Here is a 14,604-nt window from a genome sequence, read left to right on the forward strand (position 1 = left end):
GAGCCGGAGAGTGTAGACCAGATCGCCCGCGTAGGGGTGGCGCGGGTGGACCTCCATCTGGTTGCAGTACTCGGCGGTGCGGCGGATCTCGTCGATCTGGGAGAAGTCGATCTGCGGGTCGACGCCCTGGGAGAAGAGGTTCATGCCCAGCGTCACCAGGTCCACGTTGCCGGTGCGCTCGCCCTGCCCGAACAGGCAGCCCTCGATGCGGTCGGCGCCCGCCATGATCGCCAGCTCGGCGGCGGCGACGGCGGTGCCGCGGTCGTTGTGCGGGTGGACGGACAGGCAGACGTACTCGCGCCGGGACAGGTGGCGCGACATCCACTCGAAGCGGTCCGCGTGGGTGGAGGGGGTGGAGCGCTCGACGGTGGCGGGCAGGTTGAGGATGATCTCCCGGCCGTCCTCGGGCTGCCAGACGTCCATGACGCCCTCGCAGACCTCCAGCGCGAAGTCCAGCTCGGTGTCGGTGAAGATCTCGGGGCTGTACTGGTAGCCGAAGACGGTCTCGTCGCCCAGGATCTTGTCGGCGTACTCCATCACCAGCCGGGTGCCGTCCACCGCGATCTGCTTGACCTGCTCGCGCGAGCCCCGGAAGACCACCCGGCGGAAGACGGGGGCCGTGGCGTTGTACAGGTGGACGGTCGCCTTGTGGGCCCCGCGCAGGGACTCCACGGTGCGCTCGATCAGCTCCTCGCGCGCCTGGGTGAGGACGGAGATCGTCACGTCCTCGGGGATCGCGCCCTCCTCGATGATCGACCGTACGAACTCGAAGTCGGTCTGCCCGGAGGAGGGGAAGCCGACCTCGATCTCCTTGTAGCCCATGCGCACCAGCAGGTCGAACATCTCGCGCTTGCGGGCCGGGGACATCGGGTCGATCAGCGCCTGGTTGCCGTCGCGCAGATCGGTGGACAGCCAGCGGGGCGCGGCGGTGATGCGCTTGTTCGGCCAGGTGCGGTCCGGGATGTCCACGGCCTCGTACTGGCCGTACTTGTGGATCGGCATCCCGGAGGGGCGCTGGGTGACGGTCGCGGCGGTGATCGGCGTACGGCGGCCGACCGGGGTCGAGGTGGTCGCGGCGGTCGCAGAAGGGTCGGGCGTGCTCATGATGAGGGAGGCTCCTCGTATGTCCGCTGGGCGGCCGACGAGGCGTGTGCACCGCAACGCCGAACTCCGCGGGGAGGGGGTCGGCCTACGACTACAGGCCCTCGCCGCGGCAGCTAAGAAGAAGCAGCCCGAAACGCATGATGCCCAGCAGCCTAACCGAGACCCACGGGACCGGCCGACCCGTATCACTATGCGGGATGCGCGTCTCCCGTCCACGGCCCGCCCGCACCTCGCGCATACCCCCGCTCTCGTCACCTCGGAATGCCCATGAACCACTCGATTTCGGGAATCATGACTGCAAGGCGTGACAACGACTGGACACGGTGCCACATTGCCTCGCATGGACGCCAACGCCACCACCTGCGCCGTTTTCTGCACCATCGTGCCGCCGCACGTCCTCGACAAGCTGGCCCGCGCCGAAGACCCCGCGCTGTCCGAGCCCGCCCGCCGCACCCTGGAGCGGGACGCCCTGGAGCGCACCCGCCGCCGCATCACCACCGTCCGCGCCCTCGCCGCCCCCACCGGAGCCCCCTCCGACAAGCCGAAGCGCACCATCTTCGACGCCGGGCGCAAGGAGCACCTGCCGGGGAAGAAGGTGCGCGGCGAGGGCGGCCGGCCGACCGCCGACGACACGGTGACCCGGGCCTACGACGGGCTCGGCGCGACCTTCGAGATGTTCCTCAAGTCCTACGGCAGGCACTCCATCGACGACTCGGGGCTGCCGCTGAACGCCACCGTCCACTACGGCGAGGACTACGGCAACGCCTTCTGGAACGGCGAACAGATGGTGTTCGGCGACGGCGACGGCGAGATCTTCAAGGACTTCACCATCCCGGTCGACGTGGCGGCCCACGAACTCACCCACGGCGTCACCCAGTACACGGCCAACCTGGACTACTTCGGCCAGTCGGGAGCGCTCAACGAGTCCATGTCGGACGTCTTCGGCTCGCTCACCAAGCAGTTCCAGCTCGGCCAGACGGCCGAGGAGGCCGACTGGCTGATCGGCGCCGGGCTGCTGGCGGACCGGGTCAGCGGGGTCGCGCTGCGCTCCATGAAGGCCCCCGGCACGGCGTACGACGACGACGTCCTCGGCAAGGACCCGCAGCCCGCGACGATGGACCACTACGTGCGCACGTCGCGCGACAACGGCGGTGTGCACATCAACTCCGGCATCCCCAACCACGCCTTCTACCTCGTCGCCCGGGCGCTCGGCGGCCACGCCTGGGAGCGGGCGGGGCAGATCTGGTACGACACGCTGACCGGCGGGGAGCTGGCCTCCGACGCGGATTTCGCCGACTTCGCCCAGCTCACCGTGGCGGCGGCGCAGGCGCGGTACGGGAAGGGCGAGGAGCAGCGGGCGGTGCTGGAGGCCTGGACCAAGGTGGGCATCTCCGACCTGCGGGCCCGGATGGGGACGGTCGTGGGAGCGCGCTGACGGCCCCTCCCGGGTACTGATGGACGCATGCGCATTTCCGTCACCCGCACCGGCGGGTTCGCCGGTATCGAGCGTCGGGCCGAGCTGGACACCACCGGCCGGCCCGACGCCAGGCACCTGGAAGCCCTGGCCCACCAGGCCGTCGAGACCGGGCAGATCACGGCCTCGCGCGGCGTCCCGGACGGCTTCCACTACGAGATCGCGGTGGACGGGCGGACCGTCCACTGCGCCGATCCGCACCTGAGCGACGCCCAGCGGGAGCTGGTGCGCACGGTCCTCAAGGAGGGCGCGTAGCTCACCCGCACTCGCCCGCACTCCCCCGCACTCCCCCGTACGGCTGAACGGCGCCGCCCCTCGCGAAGAGGAGAAGGGGAACTCACTCGTTCGAGTGAGTTTGGCGGCTGAACGGTTTGACTTCGCATCATCGGTGCAGCGACATGCGCATGCCTACTCTGCCGCAACCGCCTTCCCGCCCTGCTCAGCCCGCTCAGCCCGCTGGGCCGGAATCCCCCGCCGCGGAATTACTGTCCCGCCGCAACGCCCTGAAAGCCGCGGCCGTCGCCGGAACGCTGGCCGTCCCGCCCCTGCTCGCCGGGGCGCCCGCCGCCGCGGCGGCGGCCGGGGCCGAGCCGCCGGAGCTGCCCGCCGGGCTCACCGCCCACCGCTCCCCCTATCTGAACTGGTCCGGGGAGATCGCCCATCACGGGCTGTGGGCCTGCGCCCCCCGCACCCCCGAGGACGTCGTGGCGCTGGCGAACTGGGCGCACGAGGCCGGCTGGCGGCTGCGGCCCCGCGGCAAGGCGCACAACTGGTCCCCGCTGACCATCACCCCCACCACCGCGGACGACGCGAAGGTGCTGCTGCTGGACACCACCGAGCACCTGACCGCGCTACGCCTGGAGAGCCCGGCCCCCGACGGCGTCGTCCGGGCCCAGACCGGGGTGACCGTCGAACAGCTGCTGGAGTTCCTCGGCGGCCACGGCCTCGGGGTGACCAACACCCCGGCCCCCGGTGAGCTGACGCTCGGCGGGGTGCTCGCCATCGACGGGCACGGCACCAGCGTCCCGGCCGACGGCGAGACACCGCTCCCCGGCCACACCTACGGCACGCTCAGCAACCTCATCCTGCGGCTCACCGCCGTGGTCTGGGACGCGGACGAGGGCGTGTACGTCCTGCGGACCTTCGATCGCGCCACCGACCGGGACACCGACGCGCTCCTGACCCACCTCGGCCGCGCCTTCATCACCGAAGCCGTGCTCCAGGCCGGCCCCGACACCCCCCTGCGCTGCCAGAGCCGGATCGACCTCACCGTCGACGAGCTGTTCGCCGCGCCGGGCAGCCCCCTGGCCCGCCGCGGGCGCACCTTCGCCGACTTCCTGAACGAATCGGGCCGGGTGGAGGCCATCTGGTTCGCGTACACGGACAAGCCGTGGCTGAAGGTGTGGAGCGTCAGCCCCCGGCGCCCGGCCGCCTCCCGCCCCACCACCGGCCCGTACAACTACCCGTTCTCCGACTCGCTCCCCACGCCCGTCTCCCGGCTCGCCGGGCGGCTGGTCGGCGAGGGCGCCTGGTATCTGGCGCCCGAGCTGGGCGCCGCGCAGTACACGGTCGCCGCGGCCGGGCTCACCGCCACCGCCTCGGCCGACCTGTGGGGCCCGTCCCGGGACCTGCTGATGTATCTGCGGCCCACGACCCTGCGCGAGACGGCCAACGGCTACGCCGTCGTCACCTCGCGGTCCCAGGTGCAGCGGGTGGTCTCGGAGTTCACCTCCTACTACCGGGAGCGGCTGGAGGCCTGGGCCCGCGAGGGCCGGTTCCCGGTGAACGGGCAGGTCGAGATCCGGGTCAGCGGCCTGGACCAGCCGGCCGACGTACGCGCCGAGGGCTCCCGCCCGCCCCTGCTGTCCGTCCTGCGGCCACGCGAGGACCGGCCGGAGTGGGACGTCGCGGTGTGGGTGGACGTCCTCACCCAGCCGACGACCCCGGGGGCGATGGAGTTCTACCGCGAGCTGGAGCGGTTCTGCCTGCGGACCTTCGACGGCGGATACGCGGAGACGCGGGTCGAGTGGTCCAAGGGCTGGGGCTACACCGACACGGCCGCCTGGGACGCGGAGGAGGTCATCTCCGACACCGTCCCCGGCACGTACCGGGCGGGCCCCGACCCCTCCTGGGACCGCGCGGTGCGCACCCTGGACCGGCTGGACCCGCACCGCGTCTTCGGCAACCCGTTCCTGGACCGGCTGCTGAGGTCGTAACCGGTCAGGCCGTCAGAATCCCAGCTTCAGAACCCCGGCTTCAGAACCCCAGCTTCCGCAACTGCTTCGGATCCCGCTGCCAATCCTTCGCGACCTTCACATGCAGATCGAGGAAGACCGGCGTACCCAGCAGCGCTTCAATGTGCTTGCGGGACTTCGTCCCGACCTCCTTCAGGCGCTTGCCCTTGGGCCCGATGATGATGCCCTTCTGGCTGGGGCGCTCGATGTAGAGGTTGGCGTGGACGTCGAGGAGGGGCTTGTCCGCGGGGCGGTCCTCGCGGGGGAGCATCTCCTCGACCACCACGGCGATGGAGTGCGGCAGCTCGTCCCGTACGCCCTCCAGCGCCGCCTCGCGGATCAGCTCGGCGACCATGACCTGCTCGGGCTCGTCCGTGAGGTCGCCCTCGGGGTAGAGCGCCGGGCCCTCGGGGAGCAGCGGGACGAGCAGGTCGGCGAGGAGGCCCACCTGGGCGCCGCCGGTGGCGGAGACGGGGACGATCTCGGCCCACTCGATGCCCAGCTCCTTGCCGAGCCGGTCCACGGCGATCAGCTGCTCGGCGAGCTGCTGGGAGTCGACCAGGTCGGTCTTGGTGACGATGGCGACCTTGGGGGTCTTCTTGATCCCGGCCAGCTCGCCCGCGATGAAGCGGTCGCCGGGGCCGAGCTTCTGGTCGGCGGGAAGGCAGAAGCCGATCACGTCGACCTCCGCCCAGGTGGTCCGCACGACGTCGTTCAGCCGCTCGCCGAGCAGGGTGCGCGGCTTGTGCAGGCCCGGGGTGTCGACGAGCACCAGCTGGGCGTCGGGGCGGTGCACGATGCCGCGCACGGTGTGGCGGGTGGTCTGCGGGCGGTTGGAGGTGATCGCGACCTTCGTCCCCACCAGTGCGTTGGTCAGGGTCGACTTGCCCGCGTTGGGGCGGCCGACGAAGCAGGCGAAGCCCGCGCGGTGCGGGGTCGCCCGCGACTCGGGCCGGGAGGGGGAGGTAGCGGCACTCATGCCGCCCATTGTCCCCGATCCCCCGCCCCCCGCCGACACGCCCGGTGCGGTACGGGCCCTCAGGCCTGGACCGTGATGCGCGGCTCGCCGTCGGGGCCCGCCAGCAGCACCGGGGTGCCCGGCCCGCCCAGGTCCCGTACGGCCGCGACGTCCTCGTCCGCGACGGCCTCCGCCTCGGTCACGACGGCCGCCGCCTCCAGGGACTTCGCCCCGCTGGCGACCGCCATCGCGACGGCGGTCCGCAGCGCGCTCAGCGGGAGCGAGGGGAGGGCGACGGTGCCGGCGACATAGGTGCGGCCGGTCTCGTCGCGTACGGCGGCGCCCTCGGGGACGCCGTTGCGGGCCCGCGCGGAGCGGGCAAGGGTGATGATCTTGCGGTCTTCGGGGTCCAGGGGTGCGGCTTCGCTCATGCGGACGAGCATAGGCGGGGGGCCGGTGCGGGGCGGGCGGAGGGCCGGAGGTCGGAGATCCGGAGGTCGGGGACGGGGACAAGAACGACGGGGCGAGAACGGGCCTCAGTCCTCCGGCTCCGTCTCCGCCGTCGCGCGGACCGGCTCGACCAGGACCGTGACGATGCGGTTGCGGCGCCCGGCCGGGGACTCGGCGGTCAGCCGCAGGGCCTTGAGGTCGGAGTCCGGGCCGCCGTCCGCCACCTCGACCTCCGCCGTGGCGCCCGCGATCGGCACCCGCCCCAGCGACTTGGCCAGCAGCCCGCCGACCGTCTCGACATCCTCGTCGTCCAGGTCGATCCCGTACAGCTCGCCCAGGTCGTCGAGGCCGAGCCGGGCGGTGACCCGGTGGGTGCCGTCGCCGAGGTCCTGCACGGGCGGCAGCTCGCGGTCGTACTCGTCGGTGATCTCGCCGACGATCTCCTCGAGGATGTCCTCGATGGTGACGATCCCGGCCGTGCCGCCGTATTCGTCGACGACGACCGCGACGTGGTTGCGCTCCTGCTGCATCTCGCGCAGCAGGTCGCCCGCGTTCTTGGTGTCGGGCACGAAGGCGGCGGGCCGCATCGCGGTGGAGACCAGCTCGGACTCGGCCTCCCGGTTGATGTGGGTCCTGCGGGCCAGGTCCTTGAGGTAGACGATGCCGACGATGTCGTCCTCGTTCTCCCCGGTGACCGGGATCCGGGAGAAGCCGGAGCGCAGCGCGAGGGTCAGGGCCTGCCGGATGGTCTTGAAGCGCTCGATGGCGACGAGGTCGGTGCGCGGCACCATCACCTCGCGCACCAGCGTGTCGCCCAGCTCGAAGACGGAGTGCACCATGCGCCGCTCCTCGTCCTCGATCAGCGACTCCTTCTCCGCGAGGTCCACCAGGGCGCGCAGCTCGGCCTCGGAGGCGAACGGGCCCTTGCGGAAGCCCTTGCCGGGCGTCAGCGCGTTACCGATGAGGATCAGCAGCGGCGGGATGGGGCCCATGACGCGGGCCAGGGGCAGCAGGACGTACGCGGCGGCGGTCGCCGTGTTCAGCGGGTGCTGGGCGCCGATGGTGCGCGGCGAGACGCCGACGGCCACGTACGAGACGAGGACCATCACGCCGATCGCGAGGGTCAGCGCCTTCCAGGTCTCGTCGAACTGGCGCAGGCAGGCGTAGGTGACGACCGCGCCGGCCGCCACCTCGCAGGCGACCCGCACCAGCAGCGCCACGTTCAGATAGCGGGTGGGGTCCTCGGCGACCTGCATCAGCTTGGCGCTGCCGCGCCGCCCGGCCCGTACGGCCTCCTCGGCGCGGAAGCGGGTGGTGCGGGCCAGGCCCGCCTCGGCGCAGGCCGCGAGCCAGGCGACCACCACCAGCAGGACGGCGGCTGTGATCAGGCGGCCGGTCATCGGGTCGTGGGGGCCGGGGAGGGGCCGGTGATGCCGCGCTCGGCGCGCCAGCCGTCGATGATGGCGGCCTGGAGGCCGAACATCTCGGCCCGCTCGTCCGGCTCCTCGTGGTCATAGCCGAGGAGGTGGAGGACGCCGTGGACGGTGAGGAGCTGCAGCTCCTCGTCCATCGAGTGTCCGGTCGGCGCCTCCTCCCCCTGCTTCCTGGCCACCTCGGGGCAGAGCACGATGTCCCCGAGGAGGCCCTGCGGGGGCTCGTCGTCGTCCTTCGAGGGCGGACGCAGCTCGTCCATCGGAAAGGACATGACATCGGTGGGCCCCGGCAGGTCCATCCACTGGATGTGGAGCTGCTCCATGGCGTCGGCGTCGACGACGATCACCGAGAGCTCGGAGAGCGGGTGGATGCGCATCCGGGCCAGGGCATAGCGGGCGACGTCCAGCACCGCGCGCTCGTCGATCTCCGTGCCGGACTCGTTGTTGACGTCGATCGCCATGGGAGTGTTGTTTTACTTTCCGTTCCGGCTGTCGTACTGGTCGTATGCGTCGACGATGCGGCCGACCAGCTTGTGGCGGACCACATCGACGCTGGTGAGCCGGGAGAAGTGGACGTCCTCGACGCCCTCCAGGATCTCCTGCACCTGGCGCAGACCGCTCTTGGTCCCGCCCGGGAGGTCGATCTGGGTGATGTCACCCGTGATCACTATCTTGGAGTCGAAGCCGAGCCGGGTGAGGAACATCTTCATCTGCTCGGGGTTCGTGTTCTGCGCCTCGTCGAGGATGATGAACGCGTCGTTGAGCGTGCGGCCGCGCATGTACGCCAGGGGCGCGACCTCGATCGTGCCCGCGGCCATCAGGCGCGGGATGGAGTCGGGGTCGAGCATGTCGTGCAGCGCGTCGTACAGCGGGCGCAGATACGGGTCGATCTTCTCGTAGAGCGTGCCGGGCAGGAAGCCGAGCCGCTCGCCCGCCTCGACCGCCGGCCGGGTCAGGATGATCCGCGTGACCTGCTTGGACTGCAGGGCCTGGACCGCCTTGGCCATGGCCAGATACGTCTTGCCCGTACCGGCCGGGCCGATGCCGAAGACGACGGTGTGCTTGTCGATGGCGTCGACATAGCGCTTCTGGTTCAGGGTCTTGGGGCGGATGGTGCGGCCGCGGTTGGACAGGATGTTCTGCGTGAGCACCTCGGCCGGGGTCTCCTCCCCGCCCTCGCCGTTCTCCGCCGAGCGCAGCATGGCGATCGAGCGCTCCACCGCGTCCTCCGTCATCGGTTGACCGGTGCGGAGCACCAGCATCATCTCGTCGAACAAGCGCTGGATGAGCGCGACTTCCCCGGGGTCCCCGGTGGCGCTGACCTCATTGCCCCGCACATGGATATCGGTCGCCGGGAAGGCCTTTTCGATGACGCGCAGCAGCGAGTCGCCCGATCCCAGCACCATGACCATCGGGTGCTTGGTCGGAACCGTGAACTGCGCATGCGCCTGGCGTGCTGTGGTTGGTTGCGTCATGGGCCGGCTCTCAGGCCTGCTCCTACCTCCTCTTACGGGGTTCTCGCTGCTCGACAACCTCGAGTACAAGGGTACGACGGAGCACTGACAAGACCCGAGTGCTTTTACTCCACTCCTGCTCCGCCCCTGCCCCGCTCCGGCTCCGGCCCTGTTCCATCCCGGCTCCTGCCCCGCTCCGCCGCCCCTCAGGCCTGCCGGAAGCCGATCGTGGGCACCGCCCGGCGCAGCGGCCAGGGGCGGGCGGCCGCCGGGAGGATCCGGTCCAGGAAGGCGTAGCGGCGCAGCGCGGAGGCGTCCTGGTCGTCGTACGACTTCGCGTGCTGCCACCAGGCGGCGATCTCCACCCAGCCGGGCGCCGACAGCGAGCCGCCGAACTCCTGCACGGACAGCGCGGCGGTCAGGCCCGCGAAGGCCAGCCGGTCGGCGAGCGGCCACCGGGCGAGGGTGCCCGTGACGAATCCGGCGACGAACACATCCCCGGCGCCGGTCGGGTCCAGGGCCTCCACCGCGATCGCGGGCACCTCGGCGGTCTCGCCGGTGCGCCCGTCCACCGCGTACGCCCCCTCGGCGCCGAGGGTGACGACCGCGAGCGGCACCTTGTCGGCGAGCGCGCGGGCGGCTGCGCGCGGGCAGTCGGCGCGGGTGTAGCGCATCGCCTCGGCCGCGTTGGGCAGGAACGCCTCGCAGTGCTCCAGATCGGCGAGGTCGGCCGGGTCCCAGCGGCCGGTGTCGTCCCAGCCGACGTCCGCGAAGATCAGGCTGCCGTGGCCGGCGGCCTCGGCGACCCACTCCTCGCGGTTGCCCGGGACCAGGGAGGCGATGGCGGCCCGGGCGGGGGGCGGGCACTCGGGGGCGGGCTCCTCCGGCGGCGGCGCCTCGTGGCCGTGGGAGACCATGGTGCGCTCGCCCTCGTAGGCCATGGAGACGGTCACCGGGGAGTGCCAGCCGCGCACCGTGCGCGACAGCGACAGGTCGATGCCCTCGCCGCGGTCCAGGGCGTCGCGGCAGTAGTCCCCGTACATGTCGTCGCCGAACGCGGCGGCGAGTGAGGTGCGCAGGCCCAGGCGGGCCAGCGCGGTGGCCATGTTGGCCACGCCGCCGGGGCTGGAGCCCATGCCGCGCGCCCAGGACTCGGTGCCGCGCACGGGGGCGGAGTCCAGGCCGGTGAAGATGATGTCCAGGAAGACCGTGCCGGTGAGGTAGACGTCCCAGGTGGGGTCGCCGGGTTCGCGGACGGCCGCGAGCGGGTCGAGCAGGGGGTACGTCGCCGGGCAGGCCGCCGCGAGCGGTTCGCCGTGATCTGTGGTCACCGTGCGCTCCCAGATCGGACCGGCCTCATTGCCGGTCCCGTTCAGTGCTTGCAGTTCAGAGCTTGCTGTTCCGTGCAGTTCAGTTCAGTTCAGTTCAGTGCGTGCTTGCAGTTCGGTGCTTGTTGTTTCGGAGGGCGATGCGGCCAGTGTGCACGATGGCACCGACAGGGCCCCGCGGGCGTCAGCGCCGCTTGGGCAGCGGCACGCTCATCAGGTCCCGGGCCACCGTCAGCTCCCCCTCGAAGCCCGCCGCCCGGGCCTGGCGCTCGAAGTCGGACGGGTCGCCGTAGCGCTGCGAGAAGTGGGTCAGCACGAGGTGCCGCACCCCCGCCTCCGCGGCCAGCCGGGCCGCCTGCCCGGCCGTGAGGTGCCCGTACTCGATCGCCAGCGGCTCGTCCTCGTCCAGGAAGGTCGACTCGATCACCAGCAGGTCACAGCCCTGCGCTAGCTCTTGCGCTCCCTCGCACAGCCGGGTGTCCATGACGAAGGCGAAGCGCTGCCCGCGCCGGGCCTCGCTGACCTCCTCCAGCGTCACCGTGCGCCCCTCCCGCACCAGCGCCCCCTCCCGCTGCAGCCGGCCGATCTCCGGCCCGCGGATGCCATGCGCCGCGAGCCGCTCGGGCAGCATGCGGCGGCCGTCGGGCTCGATCAGCCGATAGCCGTAGGACTCGACCGGGTGGGAGAGCTTGCGCGCCTCCAGCGTGTACCCGGCGGTCCCGGTGCTCCCGGCTGCCCCGGCGGCACTGGCGAGGACCCCGCCCTCGCCGGCCACCGGCGCCTCCGTCAGCGACACCGTCTCGCGGTAGGCGGTCGCGTACCGCAGCCGCTCGAAGAAACGCTGTCCGCTCGCCGGGTAGTGCGCGGTCACCGGGTGCGGCACCCGGTCCAGGTTGATCCGCTGGACGACCCCGGCCAGGCCCAGCGAGTGGTCCCCGTGGAAGTGCGTGATGCAGATCCGGTTGATGTCATGGGCCGCCACCCCCGCGCGCAGCATCTGGCGCTGGGTGCCCTCGCCGGGGTCGAAGAGGATGCCCTCGCCGTCCCAGCGCAGCAGGTAGCCGTTGTGATTGCGGTGCCGGGTCGGTACCTGGCTCGCGGTGCCCAGGACGACCAGTTCACGTGATGACAAGGGCTCTACCCGGGGGGCCAGTTGAGGCCGCGGCCGCCCAGGACGTGGGCGTGGGTGTGGAAGACGGTCTGGCCCGCGCCCGAGCCGGTGTTGAACACGACCCGGAAGCCGGTGCCGTCGATCTTCTCGTCGGCGGCCACCGAGCCCGCCTCGCGCAGTATGTCGGCGGCGATCCGCGGTTCGGCGGCGGCGAGGGAGGCGGCGTCCGGGTAGTGGACCTTGGGGATCACCAGGACGTGGGTCGGGGCCTGGGGGTTGATGTCCCGGAAGGCGAGGGTCGTCTCCGTCTCGCGGACGACGGTCGCCGGCACCTCCCCCGAGACGATTTTGCAGAACAGGCAGTCGGCCTGCGGTTCTCCCGCCACCGGTGGCTCCTTACGCGTCGTCGGCTGCTACGGAACCGGATGCTACCGGGACGTCCGAGGCCGCGTGCCGGAACCACCGGGTGGTCACCCGCCCGTCAGGAACCCGACGCGCTCCACGCGGACGCCGCTACTTGCCGACCGGGGTGGTGTGCTGGCCGGGGTGCCGGTCCGCGGGCCGGTCGGTCCGCCGGTCCCAGGGGTGGGTGGTGGCCCGGGACGGCTTGGGGTAGCCGGCCTTCCGCGCGTTGCAGTCGCCGATCACATTCGCCTGGAAGACGCGGTGGTCGTCCACCTTGGCCGTCAGATCGCCCCGTACGCACAGGTTCTTGCGTTCGTACGTCACCACGCCGGTGATCTTGATGTCGCGGTCGTCCCTGGTCTCGCCCCGGCAGTGGACGGAGGCCTTCGCGTCCCGGGAGGCGGACGGGCCGGACGTGTGCTTGCCCTTCACATCCGCGTTGCACGTCATCCACCGGACGTCGATGCCGCCCTTTTCCAGCGCGCGGGTGCTGACCCGGTCCGTGGTGACCGCCACACCGATGGCGCTGAGCTCGCTGTCGTCCCTGGGCTCGCAGGCCGTCACCGCGACGGCCGCCAGGACCGCCGCCGCCACCGCCAAGAGCCCGTTCTTCCGCTGCCTCAATGCCCCCATACAGAGAGGTTCCCACCGGAGCGGGGGAAACCGGAAGAGCACACTCGGCCACATGATCCGCGGCCGACCGCTGTGACGGCCCGTCAGGCCGGAGACCCTCCGGCCCTCCTCAGCCCTTGGCGATGTCGTCAGGCCCGGTGAGTCGTCACGCGCGGCACCCCGTCACGCCCAGCGGCCCGTCCGGCCCAGCAGCAGCGCGGCTGCCGCCGTGCCGGCCGTGGAGGTGCGCAGCACCGTCGGGCCCAGCCGGTACGGGCCCGCGCCCACCTCGGCGAAGGCCGCCAACTCCTCGGGTGACACGCCCCCTTCCGGGCCGACCACCAGCACCACGCTTCCCTCGGCGGGCAGCGGAGCGGTCGCCAGCGGCTCGCTGCCCTCCTCGTGCAGTACGGCCGCGAAATCCGATTCGGCCAGAAGCCGGGCAACCTGGCGGGTCGTCATCGCGTCCGCCACCTCCGGGAAGATGAGCCGCCGCGACTGCTTGCCCGCCTCCCGGGCCGTCGCCCGCCACTTCCCCAGCGCCTTGAGGCCGCGCTCGCCCTTCCACTGGGTGACGCAACGCGCCGCCGCCCAGGGCACGATGGCGTCCACGCCGGTCTCGGTCATGGTCTCCACGGCCAGCTCGCCGCGGTCCCCCTTCGGCAGCGCCTGCACCACGGTGATCCGCGGGCGCGGCGGCGCCTCGTGACGCACCTCGGCCACCTCGACCAGCAGCCGGTCCTTGCCCTCGACGGCCGCCACGGCGCCGAACGCGCCCGTGCCGGCCCCGTCCGTCAGCACCACCGGCTCGCCCACCCGCAGCCGCCGCACCGACACGGCGTGCCGTCCCTCCGGCCCCTCGAGCGTCAGCCGCGCCCCGACGGCCGCCTCCGCCAGGGAGTCGGCCAGGAAGACGGGGGCCGTCACGACTCCGCCCCCTGAGCCCGCGCGACGCCCGAACCGGCGCGTGCCGCGTCCAGTTCGGCCATCAGCACCTCCACCAGCCGCGCGGCGGGCAGCTCCCGGGCCAGCCGGTGCCCCTGCCCCGCCCACAGCGCCATGCCCTGCGGGTCGCCGGCCTTCGTCGCCGCCTTCCGCAGCCCGGAGGTGAGGTGGTGCACCTGGGGGTAGGCGGCCGGGGCGTACGGGCCGTGCTCGCGCATGAAGCGGTTGACCAGCCCGCGCGCGGGGCGCCCGGAGAAGGCGCGGGTCAGCTCCGTACGGGCGAACAGCGGGTCGGTCATGGCCTGCTTGTGCAGGGTGTTGGCCCCCGACTCGGGGCAGACCAGGAAGGCCGTCCCCAGCTGGGCCGCGCAGGCGCCCGCGGCCAGCACCGCCGCGATCTGCGAGCCGCGCATCAGCCCGCCCGCCGCGATCACCGGGATCTCCACGGCCTCACGGACCAGCGTCAGCAGCGCCAGCAGGCCGAGCCCGGCGCCCGTGCCGTCGGCGCGCGGGTCGTCGCGGTGCGTGCCCTGGTGGCCGCCCGCCTCCACGCCCTGCACGCACACAGCGTCGGCGCCCGACCACTGCGCCGCCTGCGCCTCGGCGGGCGAGGTGACGGTCACCACCGTCCGCGTCCCGACCCTGCCGAGGGCCTCGATGGCGGAGCGGGCGGGGCAGCCGAAGGTGAACGAGACGACCGGCACCGGGTCGTTGAGGAGGATGGCCAGCTTGGCGTCGTACGCGTCGTCGCCCCCGGCGTCCGGGTCGCCCAGCGGGGTGTCGTACCAGGCCGCCTCGCCCGCGAGCTGCTCGCGGTAGACCTCCACGGCGGCGGGGTCGGCGGCGAGCGGCTGCGGCATGAAGAGGTTCACGCCGAAGGGCCGGGCGGTCTCGCCGCGCACCTGCTTGATCTCCTCGTACATCGCCGCCGGCGTCTTGTACCCGGCAGCGAGGAACCCGAGGCCCCCGGCCTCGGACACGGCGGCGGCCAACCGCGGGCAGGACGGCCCGCCCGCCATCGGGGCCTGCACGATCGGATACCGAAAGAGATCGGTCAGCGCGGAGGACATGGCGTCATCGTGCCATGTCCCCCACG

Annotated in this window: 15 protein-coding genes; 3 read left to right on the plus strand and 12 right to left on the minus strand. The window is 72.3% G+C overall.

What is annotated here, in order from left to right:
* On the minus strand, window positions 1-1,104 hold a 1,104-nt coding region (locus BBH68_RS05350; RefSeq protein WP_141712953.1), incomplete at its 3' end, for a 2-isopropylmalate synthase.
* A gap of 340 nt (window positions 1,105-1,444) precedes the next feature.
* Here BBH68_RS05350 and BBH68_RS05355 point away from each other — a divergent pair.
* The 3 genes from BBH68_RS05355 (at window position 1,445) to BBH68_RS05365 (ending at window position 4,794) form a co-directional block, all read left to right on the plus strand.
* Complete coding sequence (locus BBH68_RS05355; protein ID WP_065959234.1) at window positions 1,445-2,539, plus strand: M4 family metallopeptidase; 1,095 nt, start codon at window positions 1,445-1,447, stop codon at window positions 2,537-2,539.
* A 27-nt stretch (window positions 2,540-2,566) separates the two neighbouring features.
* A complete protein-coding gene (locus tag BBH68_RS05360) occupies window positions 2,567-2,833 on the plus strand; it encodes a protealysin inhibitor emfourin (protein ID WP_065959236.1) in 267 nt (88 codons plus the stop codon).
* A 143-nt stretch (window positions 2,834-2,976) separates the two neighbouring features.
* On the plus strand, window positions 2,977-4,794 hold the full coding sequence (locus tag BBH68_RS05365) for a cholesterol oxidase substrate-binding domain-containing protein (protein WP_245737905.1): 1,818 nt from the start codon (window positions 2,977-2,979) through the stop codon (window positions 4,792-4,794).
* A gap of 40 nt (window positions 4,795-4,834) precedes the next feature.
* Here the strand turns inward: BBH68_RS05365 and era are convergent, their stop codons facing one another.
* The 11 genes from era to BBH68_RS05420 form a co-directional block, all read right to left on the minus strand.
* Window positions 4,835-5,800 carry a GTPase Era gene (era, locus tag BBH68_RS05370; protein ID WP_065959238.1) on the minus strand — a complete coding sequence of 322 codons (966 nt, stop codon included), beginning with the start codon at window positions 5,798-5,800 and terminating at the stop codon, window positions 4,835-4,837.
* A gap of 50 nt (window positions 5,801-5,850) precedes the next feature.
* Entirely contained in the window at window positions 5,851-6,213 is a 363-nt protein-coding gene (locus tag BBH68_RS05375) for a cytidine deaminase (protein ID WP_065959239.1), read from the minus strand.
* A gap of 93 nt (window positions 6,214-6,306) precedes the next feature.
* A complete protein-coding gene (locus BBH68_RS05380) occupies window positions 6,307-7,620 on the minus strand; it encodes a hemolysin family protein (RefSeq protein ID WP_065959241.1) in 1,314 nt (437 codons plus the stop codon).
* Window positions 7,617-8,114, minus strand: a complete 498-nt coding sequence (gene ybeY, locus BBH68_RS05385; RefSeq protein ID WP_065959243.1) for an rRNA maturation RNase YbeY — start codon at window positions 8,112-8,114, stop codon at window positions 7,617-7,619. The genes BBH68_RS05380 and ybeY overlap by 4 nt, the downstream gene beginning before the upstream one ends.
* A gap of 12 nt (window positions 8,115-8,126) precedes the next feature.
* Complete coding sequence (locus BBH68_RS05390) at window positions 8,127-9,128, minus strand: PhoH family protein (protein WP_065959245.1); 1,002 nt, start codon at window positions 9,126-9,128, stop codon at window positions 8,127-8,129.
* A 185-nt stretch (window positions 9,129-9,313) separates the two neighbouring features.
* Window positions 9,314-10,438 (minus strand): carbohydrate kinase family protein, encoded by a 1,125-nt coding sequence (locus BBH68_RS05395; RefSeq protein WP_065959247.1) that lies wholly within the window; start codon window positions 10,436-10,438, stop codon window positions 9,314-9,316.
* A gap of 181 nt (window positions 10,439-10,619) precedes the next feature.
* On the minus strand, window positions 10,620-11,567 hold the full coding sequence (locus BBH68_RS05400; RefSeq protein WP_065959248.1) for a ribonuclease Z: 948 nt from the start codon (window positions 11,565-11,567) through the stop codon (window positions 10,620-10,622).
* Between the two features lie 5 nt (window positions 11,568-11,572).
* Complete coding sequence (locus BBH68_RS05405; protein ID WP_065959249.1) at window positions 11,573-11,932, minus strand: histidine triad nucleotide-binding protein; 360 nt, start codon at window positions 11,930-11,932, stop codon at window positions 11,573-11,575.
* A gap of 127 nt (window positions 11,933-12,059) precedes the next feature.
* A complete protein-coding gene (locus tag BBH68_RS05410) occupies window positions 12,060-12,584 on the minus strand; it encodes a hypothetical protein (RefSeq protein WP_245737906.1) in 525 nt (174 codons plus the stop codon).
* Window positions 12,585-12,746: 162 nt separating this feature from the next.
* Window positions 12,747-13,490: a 16S rRNA (uracil(1498)-N(3))-methyltransferase gene (locus BBH68_RS05415; RefSeq protein WP_065959251.1), complete on the minus strand. Its 744-nt coding sequence runs from the start codon at window positions 13,488-13,490 to the stop codon at window positions 12,747-12,749.
* Window positions 13,487-14,578 carry a nitronate monooxygenase gene (locus BBH68_RS05420; RefSeq protein WP_065959253.1) on the minus strand — a complete coding sequence of 364 codons (1,092 nt, stop codon included), beginning with the start codon at window positions 14,576-14,578 and terminating at the stop codon, window positions 13,487-13,489. The genes BBH68_RS05415 and BBH68_RS05420 overlap by 4 nt, the downstream gene beginning before the upstream one ends.
* Between the last annotated feature and the right edge of the window lie 26 nt (window positions 14,579-14,604).

It is taken from the genome of Streptomyces sparsogenes (genome assembly GCF_001704635.1).
GTDB classification, from domain to species: Bacteria; Actinomycetota; Actinomycetes; order Streptomycetales; family Streptomycetaceae; genus Streptomyces; species Streptomyces sparsogenes.

Coding starts and splice junctions, on each gene's coding strand:
- BBH68_RS05355 (WP_065959234.1), top strand. CDS start 1,445: ATGGACGCCAACGCCACCACCTGCGCCGTTTTCTGCACCATCGTGCCG.
- BBH68_RS05380 (WP_065959241.1), bottom strand. CDS start 7,620: ATGACCGGCCGCCTGATCACAGCCGCCGTCCTGCTGGTGGTGGTCGCC.
- BBH68_RS05420 (WP_065959253.1), bottom strand. CDS start 14,578: ATGTCCTCCGCGCTGACCGATCTCTTTCGGTATCCGATCGTGCAGGCC.
- BBH68_RS05375 (WP_065959239.1), bottom strand. CDS start 6,213: ATGCTCGTCCGCATGAGCGAAGCCGCACCCCTGGACCCCGAAGACCGC.
- era (WP_065959238.1), bottom strand. CDS start 5,800: ATGGGCGGCATGAGTGCCGCTACCTCCCCCTCCCGGCCCGAGTCGCGG.
- BBH68_RS05360 (WP_065959236.1), top strand. CDS start 2,567: ATGCGCATTTCCGTCACCCGCACCGGCGGGTTCGCCGGTATCGAGCGT.
- BBH68_RS05410 (WP_245737906.1), bottom strand. CDS start 12,584: ATGGGGGCATTGAGGCAGCGGAAGAACGGGCTCTTGGCGGTGGCGGCG.
- ybeY (WP_065959243.1), bottom strand. CDS start 8,114: ATGGCGATCGACGTCAACAACGAGTCCGGCACGGAGATCGACGAGCGC.
- BBH68_RS05365 (WP_245737905.1), top strand. CDS start 2,977: ATGCGCATGCCTACTCTGCCGCAACCGCCTTCCCGCCCTGCTCAGCCC.
- BBH68_RS05390 (WP_065959245.1), bottom strand. CDS start 9,128: ATGACGCAACCAACCACAGCACGCCAGGCGCATGCGCAGTTCACGGTT.